We start from the raw sequence: 14,785 nt of genomic DNA, 5'->3' as shown, positions 1-14,785 counted from the left end.
ACAGTTCTCGCCCTAGTGGCCCTGTTCGGCTTCCAGCTCGGCGATGAACTCCGCCCAGAACTCCTCGACGCAGCGCTCGTACCTGATCCCCAGTTCGAGCGATTTCACCTGCCACCGGTCGCCGTGGTCGACGATCTGCTCGTGCTGTTCGAGGTAGCCGTCGCCGCGCGCCTTGTGCGAGGCGTGCCGGTCGCGGGCGAGCTTGAGCAGGTTGTCCGGCTCGGCGAAGGTGGCGAAGAAGAGCTTGAGCAGGCCGAGATCGCGGACCTCGGTCTGGTCCTCGGTGGGCGAGACGAGCCATTCGCGCAGCACGTCGCCGCCCTCGGCGGTGATGCAGTACGTGCGCCTGCGCCGACCGCCCTGCTCGACCGACGCGGTCACCAGGCCATCCTCGGCGAGCCGGGCGGGCTCGTCGTAGAGCTGCGAGTGGGCGAAGGCCCAGAAGTTGCCGATGGTGTAGCCGACGCGCTGCTTGAGGTCGTAGCTGGTCGCGGGCCCGTGCGACAGCATGCCCAGCACGACGTACGACGTGGCGTTGAGCTTTCGGTGGCGTCCGTTCGGTGTCGACGTGTCGGGCAGCCTGGTCACCTCCTGGCGTGAGTCGGGACCCAAGAGACCCTACCTACCCGGCGCAGCGGCCGACCCCGGTTGGCGGTACCGGTCGGCTAACGCCCACCCTGGGTAGCACCTCAGGGGCGGACCGCCCCGGAGGTGCCGCCCGCTCAGCCCAGGTGCTTGACGTCGAGGCTGCCCGCCGAGTGCGCGGCCCGCAGCACCTTCTTGTCGAACTTGCCGACGCTGGTCTTCGGGACCTCCGTGATGAACGCCCAGTTCTCCGGGAGCTGCCACTTCGCGACCTTGCCGTCGAGGAAGTCGCGCAGCTCCTCCGGGGTCGCCGTCGCGCCCTCGCGCAGCACGACCGTGACCAGCGGGCGCTCGTCCCACTTCTCGTCCGGCACACCGATGACCGCGGCTTCGGCCACCGCCGGGTGCGCCATCACGTGGTTCTCCAGCTCCACCGAGGAGATCCACTCGCCGCCGGACTTGATGATGTCCTTGGACCGGTCGGTCAGGGTGAGGAAGCCGTTCGAGGTGAGGACGCCGACGTCACCCGTGCGCAGCCAGCCGTCGTCGAACTTCTCCGCGCCCTCGCCGTCCTCCTCCAGCCGGTAGTACGAGGCGGTGATCCACGGCCCGCGCACCTCCAGCTCGCCGACGGTCTCGCCGTCCCAGGGCACCTCGGTGCCGTCGTCGCCGATGAGCCGCGCGGTGACGCCGGCGGGCAGCCTGCCCTGGGTGTAGCGGTATTTCCAGGTCTCCTCCTCGGAGAGCCCGGTGGGCGGGCGGCACACCGTGCCCAGCGGCGAGGTCTCGGTCATGCCCCACGCGTGCGTGATGTGCACGCCGTACTTCTCGGCGAAGGTGTGCATCATCGTGGGCGGACACGTGGAGCCGCCGACCACGACCTCGCGCAGCGAGCTGAGATCCTGCGGGTGGTGCTCCAGGTGGGCCAGCAGGCCCTGCCAGATCGTCGGCACGGCGGCCGAGTGCGTCGGGCGCAGCGTGGCGATGAGCTGGGCCAGCGGCTCCGGCTGCAGGAACCGGTCGGGCATGATCAGCGACGCGCCGCACAGGAACGCCGCGTACGGCATGCCCCAGGACATCGCGTGGAACTGCGGCACGATCACCAGCGAGCAGTCGGCCGCCGACAGCGCCATGCCGTCGGCCGCGCAGACCTGCATCGAGTGCAGGTAGATCGAGCGGTGCGAGTAGACGACGCCCTTGGGGTTGCCGGTGGTGCCCGAGGTGTAGCACATCGCGGCGGCCGAGCGCTCGTCCACCTCGGGCCAGTCGAACTCGTCGGACTGCGCGCCCACCAGGTCGGCGTAAGAGTGCACCCGCACGCCGTCCGGCGCCTGGAGGGTCGACGCGTCGCCGTTGGCCACGATGACGTGTTTGACGGTCTCGAACGTCGGCAGCACTTTCGCCAGCAGCGGCACCAGGGTGCCGTCGACGATGACGACGTGGTCCTCGGCGTGGTTGGCGATGTAGGTGAGCTGCTCGGGGAACAGCCGCACATTGAGGGTGTGCAGTACCGCGCCCATCGCGGGCACCGCGAGGTAGGCGGTCAGGTGCTCGGCGTTGTTCCACATGAACGTCGCGACCCGCTGGTCGCCGGTGACACCGAGGCCGCGCAGCGCGTTGGCCAGCCGGGCCGAACCGGTGCCGATCTCGGCGAAGGTGGACCGCCGGGCGTCGGTGCCGGTCCAGGTCTTGACCTCGCTGGTGGCGTGCACCGTCGACCCGTGCCGCAACAGCGTGCCGATGGTCAGTTGGCCGTCCTGCATGGTGCTCAACATCGTCGATCAAGCTCCCTGTGGGTCTGACGGCGGACGCCGTCGGCAGCGGGTTTCTTCGGCCCCGACGTACTGGCAAGAGTCAACAACGATAGTGCGCGTTTCGCGCCCGCAACACGGTCGAGATCGGTCATTTCGACTATTCGATCATGCAGGCGGCCGATCTTGATCATGATGTCACGCAGTGTCGCCAGTCTCCCCCGCGGCGCGCTCCGCGCGAGGTTTGCGCGTGTCGGGGGTATGTTGCCCAGCGAGGTGTCGTTTACTGGTGAAAGGCGTCGGGCGGCCAGGTCGCGCGATGAGCCGAGGTGGGGACCTGGTGTTCCGCTCCGGTGACCGTCGGTAGTCGCGGCGCCTGTCAGACAACCTGCCAGACGACAAAAGTCAGATCCGTCGCTGCCGCGACGGGTGAAGAAGGAAGGACAACCACGTTGGCTCTGCCCACGTTGACTCCCGAGCAGCGCGCGGATGCGCTCGCCAAGGCAGCCGAGGCCCGCAAGGCGCGCTCCGAGCTGCTGGCGACGATCAAGTCCGGTGAGCGGACCATCGCGTCGGTGCTCGGCAAGGCCAAGGACGACAAGACCATCGGCAAGACCAAGGTCGCGGCCCTGCTCAAGGCGGTGCCCGGCCTGGGTGCGGTGAAGGTCGCCGCCCTGCTGGACCAGGCAGGCATCGACCCGGACCGCCGCGCGGCGGGTCTGGGCGACCGGCAGCGCTCCGCGCTGATCGACGCGCTCGGCTAACGAAATCGCCACCGCCGGGTGGGTGACGGTTCGTCGCCCACCCGGTGTGGTGGCCAACGACATACCGCGGTCGGCCGGACCGCTGGGCATGATGGTGTGGTGGCAGACGACGGAGATCGCGGACCGGCCGGGCTGATCGAGGACTACCTGCCCGGATCGTTCCTGCTGGCGGGCCCCGAAGGCACGCTGCTGGCATCGGGCACCCAGGCCGTGGTCGCCGAACCGGATCCCGACGAGCTGGCCGCGCGGGTCACCAAACTCCTGGTCGACTCCGACGCCCCCGTCGCGGTCGGCGCCCTCCCGTTCGACGTCGGCGCCGCGTCGCACCTGGTGATCCCGGACACGGTCCGGCGCGCGGGCCCCGTGCACGGCCACCTGCCGCCTCGTGGTCCGTGGACACCGGCCTCCCCCCACCTGGCGCAGATCCCCGAGCCCGCGGTGTACGAGCGGGCCGTGGCCGCCGCGGTCGCCACCCTGCGCGACGGCTCCGACCTGCGCAAAGTCGTCCTCGCCCGGTCGCTGCTGCTCACCTTCGCCGAGCGCGTCGACGTGGGCGCCATGCTCCCCGGCCTGGCCGCGGCGAGCCCCAGGGGCTACACCTACGCCGCCGACCTGCCCGGCGGGCGCACGCTCGTCGGCGCCAGCCCCGAGCTGCTGCTCGCGCGCACCGGCACCCATGTGGTGTCGCATCCGCTGGCGGGCTCGACGCCCCGCGACGCCGACCCGGACACCGACCGCGGCAACGCCCGTGCCCTGCTCGCGTCGACCAAGAACCAGGCCGAGCACCGGCTAGTGGTCGAGATGGTGGTCGAGACGCTGCGGCCGTTCTGCCGGCGCCTGGACGTGCCCGCGGCCCCGTCGCTGGTGGCCACCCCGACCGTCTGGCACCTGGCCACCAGGATCACCGGCGAACTGGTCGACACCGGCGTCTCGTCGCTGCGGCTGGCCAGGGCGCTGCATCCGACCCCCGCGGTGTGCGGCACGCCGAGGCAGCGGGCGCGGGCGGTCATCGCCGAACTCGAACCGTTCGACCGGGGCTTCTACAGCGGCGTCGTCGGCTGGTGCGACGCCAACGGCGACGGCCAGTGGGTGGTTGCGCTGCGCTGCGCGGAGGTCCACGACACCGCCATGCGGCTGTACGCGGGCGCCGGGATTATGCCCGACTCCCGCCCGGACCAGGAACTCGCCGAGACCTCGGCCAAGTTCCGCACCCTGCTCCAGGCCATGGGCGTCGCACTCTGACCCGCCGAATGGCCGCTCTCCCGGCGAGCGGCGAAGCTATCGGGCGGTCTCTGTCGGCTGACCCGTCCCGCGTCCGGCGGCCTGGATCGGCAGCAGCAGACCGGCCGCCGCGATCAGGGTCGCGGTCGCCGTCGCGATCACCGCGATCACCGTGATCGAGACGGGCAGCACCGACACCAGGACGATCTCCGCGACCAGGCCGCCCCAGATCAGCGGGCCGATCAGCCGGTCGGTGGCGGCCACCCGCGAGACGATGACCAACTGCGCGATCGCGAGCAGCGCGCCCTCGGCCGCGAACAGCCACAGCAGGCCGTTCACACCCTCGTAGCCCGGACCCACGGTGAGCCGGAACAGGCTCGGGCCGACCAGCAGGATGCCCACGACCTCGACGATCCCCAGCCCGGCGAGGACGGCGACCGACACCCGCAGGGTGTCCCGGCGGTGCGTGGCGACGGCGAACCGGGGCACCGCCACCTGGGTCACCGCCTGCGGCAGCCACAGCGCCACCTTGGTGACCACCGCCGCCGCCCCGTAGAGACCGGCGTCACCCGGGGGCAGGTAGCGCTGGGCGAGCAGGACGTCCACCGTGGTGATCGCCACCGCGGCGAGCATGGTCGCCGCCGCGCGACCGACCTCGCGGACGACGGCCGCGCCGTCGGCGATCGTCGTCAGCGCCCGCCGGACACCGGGGCCGACCAGCACCGCCGAGACCGCGGCGGTGGCGACCATGCCGATCGCCATTCCCGCCATCGCGGAGGTGGCCGTGGCGTAGAGGCTCACGGCGAGCATCGCGCCGCCGCTTCGCCCTATCCCCATGACGACGCAGATCGCGGCGAGCCCGCCGAACCGGTGCGCCCCCTGCACCGCGCCCATCAGCGCACCGACGACCGTCAACGGAATCAACGTGACCACCAGCAGCACCACCGCCGCGGTCGGCAGTCGCAGCACCGGCCCGAGGATCGGACTGGCCAGCGCGCCCACGAGCGCGACGGCGGCTGTCGTCACCACGACAGCGCGGCCGAGACCGCCAGGTTCGCCCGCCGCGATCCGCCGGGCGACCACGACCTGCAGGGTGAGCGCCGGGACGTTGCCCACCAGCAGCAGGCCGAGCAGCGCGGCGAGGTCGCCGTAGCCCTGCGGGCCGAGCACCCGGGTGCCGACCGCCGCGAGCACGTAGCTGAGCAGGTTGAACGCCACGGTCGCGGCGGTCATCAGCAGTGACGCGGTGACCAGGGACCGGCCGGGCGGCGGCCGGACGGGCGAGTCGTTCAGCACGGACGGAAGACCACGTTGTTCACGTATCTCGGCTCGGGCGAGCGGATGGTCGCCAGGTAGCCGCGGCCCTCGATCAGCGGGGCGACGCGCGCCTGGTGGCCTGCCAGGTCGAACTCGCCCAGGCCGCGCCAGTGCCCGTCGACCAGGACTTCGCCCTGGTAGCCGTAGCCCGCGAGGTACTCGACCACCTCGTCCACCGGGCTGCGCCGGTACTCCAGTTCGATCATCAGGACCGGGTGCTGCGCGGCCAGGGTCTTCGCGGCGCCGTGCAGCGCGGCGAGTTCGACGCCCTCGACGTCCATCTTGATCATCGTCACGTCGTCGACGGCGAGCGTGTCGATCGTGGTGGTGGCGACCGCGGTGGCCGTGCTGCCGTCGGCGGCGGCCGTCAGCAGCGACGCCGTGCCCTCGGTGCCCATCCCGGTCCGGGGGACGAACAGCGTGCCGTCGCCGACCTGGTCGCTGACCGCCGCCTGGACGACCCGCACGCTGCCGGGAACCGTCCTGGTCAGTAGGTTCGCCACGGCCGGGTTCGGCTCGACGGCGACCACGCGGTCGAGCCTGCGGGCGAACGCCCGCGACCACGGGCCGTACCAGGCGCCGATGTCGAGCGCGGTGCCGTGGTCGGGGCAGAAGTCGGCGAGCCGGCTGAGTTCGGGCTCGAACCGGTGGTAGGTACGGGCCACCGCGGCGGCGAAGACGCGGTCCGGCACCCGCGCGGCCAGGAAGGAGACCGCGGCCGTGACCCGCCGCCCGGACAACCAAGATGACATGGCGCGGACACTAGCCGAGCCCAGTTGACCGGCGACAGGCCGAGAGTGTGGTGATGACGTGCGGGAACGGAGCCTGGTCCGGCTCGCCGGGATCGTCGGCGCGGCGGCCGGGGCGCTGGCGCTGGGGCCCGCGCTGGGGCCGGGGTTCCTGCTGCACGTCGACATGGTCGGGCTGCCGGGTCCGCCGTGGAACCCGGACCTGCTCGGTCTCGGCGCGGCGCTGCCCAGGGCGGTGCCCAGCGACCTGGTGGTGTACCTGCTGTCGTGGGTGCTGCCCGACGCGTGGGTGATCAAGGCGCTCGTGCTGGTCGCGTTCGCGCTCGGGTGCGCGGGCATGGCGGCGCTGGTTCCGGTGACCGCGCCGCTGCCGAGGCTCGCCGCGGGGGTGCTGTTCGTCTGGAACCCGTGGACCTACGAACGGCTCGACCTCGGGCAGTGGGCGATCCTGCTCGGCTACGCGGGCCTGCCGGTGGTCGCGATCGCGGCAAGGCGCGTCGCCGAGCGCGGGGTCGCGGAGCTGCCGCGGCTCGGATTGGCCCTGCTGCCGGGGGTTGTCGGCGGGGTGAGCTGCTGGGTGCTGACCGCGGTCCTGCTGGTCGCGCAGTTCGCCGCGAGCCGTGCTCGGGCGGCGAACTGGCTGGTGGGACTGGGTGCGCTGCTGCTGGCGTCGACACCCTGGCTGCTCCCGGCACTGTTGCGAACCACGGACATCCGCGCCGACCCCGCCGGGTTCGACGCGTTCGCGCTGCGGCCGGATGGGCCCTTCGGCCCGTTCGGCACGGCGCTGCAACTTGCCGGGGTGTGGGCGTCGGGCGCCGTGCCCGCCGGGCGCGAGCTGCTGCTGGTGCAGGTGCTCGCGCTGACGCTCGGCTGCTTCGCGCTGGCCGGCTACCGGTTCGCCCGCGACGTGCCGACCGCGCACTGGGCCGGGCTGCTCGGCGCGGGCGCGGTGGGCATGGTCGGCGCCTGTCTGCCGACACTGGACGCGGGCGCCGCGCTGCTGCGCGCGGTGGCCGAGGTGGTTCCAGCGGTCGCGGTACTGCGTGATTCCAGCCGGTGGCTGGGGCTGGTCGCGGTCGCGGTCTGCTACGGGTTCGCCCTGGTGGTGGCCGCGGTCGGCAGAGCCGCCGGACCGGCGGCCGCGCTGGTCGGCGTGGTCGCGGTCGCGGCACCGCTGGCCCTGCTGCCCGCGATGGCGTGGGGCCTGTCCGGCGCGCTGCGGCCCGCCACCTACCCGGAGTCGTTCGAGCTGGCCAGGGCGGCCGTGCGCGGACCGGACGCGGTGCTCGTGCTGCCCTGGAAGTCCATGCGGGGCTACCCGTGGAACCCGGGCGGGCCATCGATCGCGCCCGCGTCGAAGATGTTCGCCGCGCCGACCGTGGCCAACGACGAGGTGCGGGTCGGCGACGTGGTGATCGCGGGGGAGAGCCCGCTCACGCCGCGGGTCGGCCGGGTCCTCGCCGAGCCGGGGCCGCTGTCGCCGCCGCTGCGCGCGCTCGGGATCGGCTGGGTGCTGGTGGAACTCGACGGCACCGCCGAGACGGCCGCGCTGGTCGACCGGCTGGCGGGCGCCACGCTCGTGGTCGACCGCGCCGACCTTCGGCTGTACCGGCTCGACGGGCCGGTCGGCCCAGTGCCGGACGCCGTTCGCGCGAACGCGCTGGTAGTGGTGTGGACCGCTGTGAACGGTGTTGCGATTGGGGCTGTCCTTTGCGCGTTACTGGCGGGTAAGCTCCGCGCGTCGGCCACCAGGAACCAGTAGGAGTTCGCATGCTCGCCACCGTTGCCTCGGTTCTTGTCGGGGCTGCACTAGCGTTCGCCGTCGCCCTCGGCATCGTCTCGGTGGCCAACACCTCGCCCACTCCGCAGGCCCCGGAGAATCTCGTCGCCGACAACCTGTACAAGCGTTGATGGGCCAGTGGGCACCCAGCTCACGGTCGTCGTCCCCGCGCTCAACGAGGAACGGCGGCTGCCCACCACACTGACCGGACTGACTGCCGCGCTCGCCTGCTACGCCCCCGCGAGCGAGATCGTGGTCGTCGACAACGGCAGTACCGACCGCACCGCGCACGTCGTGGCCGCCCACAGCGGCGGACCCGTGCCGGTCCGGTTGATGCAGTGCGCCGAGCGCGGCAAGGGGGCGGCGGTCCGCGCCGGAATCCTCGCCAGCGACAGCGCTTTCGTCGGGTTCTGCGACGCCGACCTCGCCACCGGGGTCGACGCGCTGGCGGGTGTGCTGGTCCAGCTCGGCGCCGGGGTGAACGTCGTGGTCGGGTCCCGCGCGCACCCCGGGTCGACCGTGTGCGCGCGGCACAGCGCGGTCCGGCTGGCGGGCGCGTGGGCGTTCCGCCGGGCGGTCCGGGAGCTGGTGCCCGGCATCGGCGACACCCAGTGCGGGTTCAAGTTCTTCGACCGGGCCACCGCGCACGCGCTGTTCCAGCCGCTGCGCACGGTCGGGTTCGCCTTCGACGTCGAGCTGCTGGCGCGGGCGCAGCGGGCCGGGCTGGTGGTCTCGGAGCTGCCGGTGCAGTGGACCGACGTGCCGGGCTCGTCCTTCGACGCGGTGCGCGACGGCTACCGCAGTTTCCTCGCCCTGCTGGAGATCCGCGCCATCCTGGCCGCCGAGTCGGCGCCGAGCCCGTCGGTGCTCCCGGCATTCGGTGCGGTGGAGGCCACCCAGAGTGCGTGACGGAGTCCGCGCGCTGGCCGGTGTGCGGGTCGCGCTGGTCAACTGGCGCGACCCCGGGCATCCGCTCGCGGGCGGTGCCGAGGAGTACGCCTGGCGCGTCGCCGAGGCGATCTCCGCGGCGGGCGGGCGGGTGGTGTACCTGACCGCACGGGCCCCGGGGCAGACGCGTTCGGACCGGTCCGGCGGGATCACGACAGTGCGTCGCGGCGGCCAGTGGACCGTGTACCTGTGGACCATGTGGTGGCTGCTGCGACACCGCCGATCGATCGACGTCGTGGTCGACTGCCAGAACGGCATCCCGTTCTTCAGCCCGCTGGTCACCGCCCGCCGCACTGGTGTGGTGCTCGTCGTGCACCACGTGCACGACAGCCAGTTCGGCGTGCACTTCCCGGCCTGGCTCGCCGCGGTCGGCCGCTGGCTGGAGGGCCCGGCGTCGAAGGTGGTCTACCGGCGCGCGGTGACCGTCGCCGTCTCACCGTCCACAGTGGACGCTATGCGCGAGCGGCTTACCTGGCGCGGCAAGGTTTTCGTCGTGCCGAACGGGCTGACCCGGCGCGCGGTGACGCGGTCGGCACGATCGGACACCCCCGCGCTGGTGTGTCTCGGCAGGCTCGTCACGCACAAGCGGGTGGACGACCTGGTCCAGGTCACGCTGCGGCTGCGGGAGCGCTGGCCGGACCTGCGGCTGCACGTGATCGGTCGCGGCCCGCGGGAGCAGGCGGTGCGCGAACTCGCCGAGCGGTCCGACGGCGCCGTGGTGGTGCACGGCTACGTCGACGACGCGACGAAGTCGGCGCTGCTGACCAGCTCGTGGCTGCACGTGACGCTGTCCGACGGCGAGGGCTGGGGCCTGGCCGTGCTGGAGGCCGCCGAGCACGGCCTGCCCACGGTGTGCCTGACCGTCGACGGGCTGCGCGACTCGGTGCGCCACGGCGAGACCGGCTGGCTCGTCCCGCCCGGCGGCGACGTCGCCGACACGATCGACGCGGCCCTGCGCCACCTCGCGGACCCGGACGCCGCCGCCGAGGTCACCGACTCGTGCGTCCGGTGGGCGGGCCGGTTCGACTGGGCGGACACCGGCAGGCGCTTCGTCCGCGTCGTCGCGGGCGGGCACCGGGGCGGGCACGCGGGCACCTGGCGGCCGGAGGCCATGGTCGCCGAGTTCAGCGGTCCGCCGGGACTCGACGGCATACTCTCCACTGTGGACATGGGCGCGGCCGGGTGCGGCGACGGCGGACGCGGTTGGCTGCTGGCCGAGCAGTGCCGCCCGGGCGACCTGCTCGACGCGCTCACCGCGGCAGGCCTGCACCAGATCACCATCCGGCCTGCCAAGGACATCGAGCGACTACTCGGCGCACCCCTGCCAACGCTGGACCGCGTAACGTGAGTGAGCTCGCGAGCGAACCCGGCGCCGAGTCTTCCTATCGGCTGCGGGGCAAGCGGTCGGTGGCCATGGTCGCCCGACTCCGGGCGGTCGCCTGCTGCGCGCTGCTCACCGCGGTGGCGTTCCTCCAGGCGCCCGGCAAGATCGTCGGCGACACCAAGCTGGACCTGGTGGTCGACCCCGGCGCGTTCCTCGCCAGGGCACTGTCGCTGTGGGACCCGGCGGCCGAGCTGGGCCGGTTGCAGAACCAGGCGAACGGCTACCTGTTCCCGATGGGCCCGTTCTTCGGCCTCGGCCAGCTCGCGGCGGTCCCGCCGTGGATCGTGCAGCGCGCGTGGATGGCGGCGCTGCTGGTGCTGGCCTTCCTCGGCGCTCGCCGGGTGGCGACGCTGCTGAACATCGGCAGTCCCAACACCCGGCTGATCGGCGCGCTGGTCTACGCCCTCGCGCCGCGGGCGCTGACGCTGCTGGGCACCAACTCGGCCGAGCTGCTGCCGACCAGCGTGCTGCCGTGGGTACTCGCGCCGCTGATCGCGGGCAGCCGCACGGGCAGCACCCGCAAGGCCGCCGCGCTGTCGGCGCTGGCGCTGCTGTTCGCGGGCGGGATCAACGCGGCGGCCGTGTTCGCGATCCTGCTGGTGCCCGCGGTGTGGCTGCTGACCCGGCCGCGCGGCCCGCGGCGGAACGCGCTGATGGCCTGGTGGGCGCTGGGCGTCGGGCTGGCGGTGACCTGGTGGCTCGCGCCGCTGCCGCTGCTGGGCCGCTACGGGTTCCCGTTCGTCCCCTACACCGAGACCGCGTCGGCCACGACCAGCGCGGGCGGGCTCGTCGACGCGACCAGGGGCACCACGAACTGGGTCACCCGGCTGGTGGTCGACGGGCAGACCTGGTGGCCCGGCGGTGCCGCGGTCGGCACGGGCCCGATCCTGATCGTGCTCACGGCGGTGATCGCGGCGATCGGGCTGTCCGGGCTGCTGCGGTTCGGCATGCCGGAGCGCCGGTTCCTGGTGTTCACCGCCGTGCTCGGGGTGATCCTGCTGTCCGCGGGCCACCTCAGCGACTTCTCGGCGCCCTGGTCGGCGGCGCTGCAGAACCTGCTGGACGGGCCCGCGGGTCCGCTGCGCAACCTGCACAAGTTCGACCCGCTGGTGCGGCTGCCGCTGGCGTTGGGCGTGGCGTATGTGCTCGGGCAGCCGTGGCCCGCCGAGCGCAGCGTCGTGGCCACCGGCGGCACGGCGCTGGCGCTGCTCGGCCTGGTGACCACGGCGGTGAGCACCCAGGTGATCACCCCGGGGCCGTTCGCCGACATCCCGCCGTACTGGCGGGAGGCGACGTCCTGGCTCGACCGCAACGCCGACCGGGGCGCCACGCTGGCGCTGCCCGCGGCGCCGTTCGGCGAGTACCAGTGGGGCCGCACCATGGACGACCCGATGCAGTCGCTGATGGCGGGCGGTTGGCTCACCCGGGCGCTGGTGCCGCCGGGATCGCCCGGCCTGGCCAGAACCCTGTCCGCGCTCGACGAACTGGTCACCAGCGGCCGCGGGTCACCGGGCCTGGCCGAGGTGCTCGGCCGGACCGGCGTCCGCTACCTGCTCGTGCGCAACGACACCAACCTCCAGCGCACGCCGTATGTCGAACCGGGTCTGCTGCGCGCGTCGCTCGACGCGTCACCGGGCATCGTGCGGGTGGCGGGGTTCGGGCCGGTAGTCGGTGGCCGCGCGGGCCCGGATGTGCTGGACAACGGGCTGTTCCCGCGAATGCAGGCGCTGGAGGTCTACCGGGTCGACGCCTACCGCGAGCAGGTCGTCACCTACGACATGGCCGATCTCGTGCGGGTGCTCGGCGCGCCGGAGAGCATGTTGCAGCTCTCGGACGCGGGCCTGGCCGACCGCCCGGTGCTGCTCGGCGCGGACGACCCCGACCGCCGGGTGCCGACCATCACCACGGACACCCTGCTCCGGCGTGAGGTCGAGTTCGGCCGGGCCAGGGAGAACGTCTCGGCGCCGCTCGGGCCGGGAGAGCAGCCCCGGTCGGGCCGCCGCGTCACCGATCTGCTGGACCCCGCCTGGGCGGACTCCGACAGCCGGATCAGCTACGGGGGTGGCCTGGCCGCGGTGTCGGCGTCCTCGTCGGCATCCGACGCCGCCGCGGTCGGCCTGCCGAAGGGCCTGGAGTTCCAGCCGTTCGCGGCGGTCGACGGCGATCCGTCGACGTCGTGGATCTCCTCCGGCGACGAGTCGGTGGTCGGCCAGTGGCTCGACGTGGTGTTCGACGGGCCGAAGCGGGTCGGCGAGATCGACGTGACCATGCTCGACTCCGGTCTGGTCGACCGCGCCATCACCGGGCTGCGGGTGAGCACCGACAGCGGGGACGTCGAGGTGTCCGTCGCGGGTCCGGGCAAGTACCGGGTCCGGTTGCCGGGCCCGACGACGCGGCTGCGGGTCACCGTCACCGGCACCCGGCTCAGCGGCCCGGGCCGGGTCGGCATCACCGACATCGACATCCCCGGCGTCGACCCCGTGCGGACGGTCACCCTGCCCACCGCGACGGGCGTCGAGTCGGTGCTGCTCAGCAGGCGTCCGCAGGTCGCGCCGTGCGTGGCGACGGAACCGTATTGGGCCTGCGGCAACCCATTGGGTGGCCGCTCGGCCGAACCGGGCGAACTGCGGCGCGAGTTCGACGCGGACTTCGGCAGCCCGCCCGAGGTGACCGCGTTCGCCCAGCCGGTGCCCGGGCCGGGCCTCGACGAGGTGGTGTTCGGCCGGATGGGCGTGGTCGCGAACTCGTCGTCGCTGGCCTACCAGCAGCCGGCGGCCTCGCCGTACGCCGCGGTGGACGGCGACCTGCGCACGGTCTGGCTCGCGGGCCGCGAGGACCGCACCCCGACCCTGGACCTGGCCTGGGGGCGGCAGGCGACGCTGACCGGGCTGCGGCTGCGGATGCCGGACGCGGTGGCCGCGTCGGTCCCGGTCGAGCTGGAACTGCGGGCGGGCGAGGAGGTCCGCTACGTCACGGTGCCTGCGTCCGGCGATGTCGCGTTCGCGCCGCTGGTCACCAACCGGCTGCGGATCAAGGTCGCCCAGGTCGCCCCACTGTCCACTGTGGACGTCCACACTGGAGGGACGACACTGCTCCCGGTCGGCATCGGCGAACTCAAGCTCGACGGCATGGACTTCGCCCCCGCGCCGCGTGCGGACGAGGTGGTCGAGCTCGCCTGCGGCCAGGCCGGACGGCTCCTGCTCGACGGCCAGGCCGTGCCGTTGGCCGCCGAGCCGACCGTGCGATCGTTGCTGGCCCTGGAACCGTTGCCGGTCCGGCCGTGCGCGCCCCTGCCGGATCTGTCCGCCGGACGGCACACCCTGCGCGCCGACGCGGGTGTCGGTGTCCTGACGCCGACAACGGTGCTCCTCGGCAGGCCACTGCCCGCCGAACGCCGTGGTCGGCCCGCCATCCCGCTCACCTGGGCCGCCACGAGCCGCTCGGTGGTGGTCGGGCCCGGTGACGAGCAACTCCTTGTGGTGCGGGAGAACCACAATCCGGGGTGGGAGGCCACTTTGGACGGTCAGATCCTGCAACCGATCAGGATCGACGGTTGGCAGCAGGCATGGGTGCTCCCGCAGGGCGCGGGCGGCGAGGTGCGGCTCACCTACCGGCCGAACACGACCTATCTGGTGCTGCTCGGCGTCGGCGCGGTGTTCCTCCTTGTCCTGATTGGACTGTTCGCCTGGCCCGTCCGCCGGACGCCGCCCGCTGACCCGCGTCGGGCCGGGGTGCGGTGGCCGCCGTGGCTGTGTGTGCCGGTCGGGTTCGTGTTGGCCGGGTTCGCGGGCCTCGGGGTCGCGGTGGTGGTCTACGCGGTGCGCCGCACGTGGCTGTTCGGCAGACTCCGCCCGCACGTCGTCGCTCCGGTGGCGGCTGTGGCGGCCGGGTTGTGCCAGGCGGTCGCCACGGGCCGCGACCTCGCGCTGACCGACCTGCGCGGAGAGCTACCGGCCAGTTTGGTGGGCTGGCTCGGCGATGGTGTTCCGCAACTGTTGTGCGCGTTCGCGTGGGTTGTGGTGTGCGCGGCAGCGGTCTCGGCTGAACCACCTGCCCTAACGGACGACCTTGACGATCAGGTTGTGTATCGCGCCGCGAGACACGGATAGGCACTCTCCGGCCGCTTGCTGTCCCGGATGGGCGTGTGATCGGGTGCTGGCAGGTTCGTCCGTTTGGGGTCTTGGTGTCGGGGCTGTCAGCGGGGATGCTGTGAGGCGTTGTCTGGGGTCGTGTGGTGTCGGGGGGCGCGCGCGAATCGCTGGGGGGATCCACCGTCGTGTTAT

General features: G+C 72.9%; 11 protein-coding genes. 7 read left to right on the top strand and 4 right to left on the bottom strand.

All coding sequences use genetic code 11. The features are described from left to right. Nucleotides 1-12: 12 nt before the first annotated feature. Nucleotides 13-588, bottom strand: coding sequence for a helix-turn-helix transcriptional regulator (locus ACT4N7_RS00090; RefSeq protein WP_444826435.1), 576 nt, complete (start codon nucleotides 586-588; stop codon nucleotides 13-15). A gap of 134 nt (nucleotides 589-722) precedes the next feature. After that, nucleotides 723-2,360 carry a long-chain fatty acid--CoA ligase gene (locus ACT4N7_RS00085; RefSeq protein WP_444826434.1) on the bottom strand — a complete coding sequence of 546 codons (1,638 nt, stop codon included), beginning with the start codon at nucleotides 2,358-2,360 and terminating at the stop codon, nucleotides 723-725. Between the two features lie 428 nt (nucleotides 2,361-2,788). Between ACT4N7_RS00085 and mihF the strand changes: the two genes are divergently transcribed. Together mihF and ACT4N7_RS00075 are read left to right on the top strand one after the other, a co-directional pair. After that, nucleotides 2,789-3,100: an integration host factor, actinobacterial type gene (gene mihF / locus ACT4N7_RS00080; protein ID WP_444826433.1), complete on the top strand. Its 312-nt coding sequence runs from the start codon at nucleotides 2,789-2,791 to the stop codon at nucleotides 3,098-3,100. A 96-nt stretch (nucleotides 3,101-3,196) separates the two neighbouring features. Further along, entirely contained in the window at nucleotides 3,197-4,342 is a 1,146-nt protein-coding gene (locus ACT4N7_RS00075; protein ID WP_444826432.1) for an isochorismate synthase, read from the top strand. 36 nt (nucleotides 4,343-4,378) lie between these two features. On the opposite strand, the gene ACT4N7_RS00070 is transcribed toward ACT4N7_RS00075, so the two are convergent. Both ACT4N7_RS00070 and ACT4N7_RS00065 read right to left on the bottom strand, forming a co-directional pair. Further along, a complete protein-coding gene (locus tag ACT4N7_RS00070; protein WP_444826431.1) occupies nucleotides 4,379-5,617 on the bottom strand; it encodes a lipopolysaccharide biosynthesis protein in 1,239 nt (412 codons plus the stop codon). Continuing rightward, nucleotides 5,611-6,390: an FkbM family methyltransferase gene (locus ACT4N7_RS00065; protein WP_444826430.1), complete on the bottom strand. Its 780-nt coding sequence runs from the start codon at nucleotides 6,388-6,390 to the stop codon at nucleotides 5,611-5,613. Before ACT4N7_RS00065 ends, ACT4N7_RS00070 begins: the two co-directional genes overlap by 7 nt. A gap of 58 nt (nucleotides 6,391-6,448) precedes the next feature. Between ACT4N7_RS00065 and ACT4N7_RS00060 the strand changes: the two genes are divergently transcribed. From ACT4N7_RS00060 to ACT4N7_RS00040, 5 genes are read left to right on the top strand one after another with little or no spacing between them, the layout of a single operon-like run. Next, nucleotides 6,449-8,152, top strand: a complete 1,704-nt coding sequence (locus ACT4N7_RS00060) for a hypothetical protein (RefSeq protein WP_444826429.1) — start codon at nucleotides 6,449-6,451, stop codon at nucleotides 8,150-8,152. 8 nt (nucleotides 8,153-8,160) lie between these two features. After that, nucleotides 8,161-8,301, top strand: coding sequence for a DUF2613 family protein (locus ACT4N7_RS00055; RefSeq protein ID WP_444826428.1), 141 nt, complete (start codon nucleotides 8,161-8,163; stop codon nucleotides 8,299-8,301). Between the two features lie 7 nt (nucleotides 8,302-8,308). Beyond that, complete coding sequence (locus ACT4N7_RS00050; RefSeq protein ID WP_444826427.1) at nucleotides 8,309-9,079, top strand: glycosyltransferase; 771 nt, start codon at nucleotides 8,309-8,311, stop codon at nucleotides 9,077-9,079. After that, nucleotides 9,072-10,466, top strand: coding sequence for a glycosyltransferase family 4 protein (locus tag ACT4N7_RS00045; protein WP_444826426.1), 1,395 nt, complete (start codon nucleotides 9,072-9,074; stop codon nucleotides 10,464-10,466). Before ACT4N7_RS00050 ends, ACT4N7_RS00045 begins: the two co-directional genes overlap by 8 nt. Then, a complete protein-coding gene (locus ACT4N7_RS00040; RefSeq protein WP_444826425.1) occupies nucleotides 10,463-14,611 on the top strand; it encodes an alpha-(1->3)-arabinofuranosyltransferase domain-containing protein in 4,149 nt (1,382 codons plus the stop codon). Before ACT4N7_RS00045 ends, ACT4N7_RS00040 begins: the two co-directional genes overlap by 4 nt. Nucleotides 14,612-14,785: the final 174 nt, after the last annotated feature.

The organism is Actinokineospora sp. (genome assembly GCF_052390155.1).
Classification (GTDB): domain Bacteria; phylum Actinomycetota; class Actinomycetes; order Mycobacteriales; family Pseudonocardiaceae; genus Actinokineospora.
The sequence above is the reverse complement of the archived record's forward strand: the minus strand, read 5'-3'. Positions and strand labels throughout refer to the sequence as shown.

Excerpts from the sequence above, each read along its gene's own strand:
- ACT4N7_RS00085 (WP_444826434.1), bottom strand. The coding sequence starts at position 2,360 with ATGTTGAGCACCATGCAGGACGGCCAACTGACCATCGGCACGCTGTTG.
- ACT4N7_RS00065 (WP_444826430.1), bottom strand. The coding sequence starts at position 6,390 with ATGTCATCTTGGTTGTCCGGGCGGCGGGTCACGGCCGCGGTCTCCTTC.
- ACT4N7_RS00055 (WP_444826428.1), top strand. The coding sequence starts at position 8,161 with ATGCTCGCCACCGTTGCCTCGGTTCTTGTCGGGGCTGCACTAGCGTTC.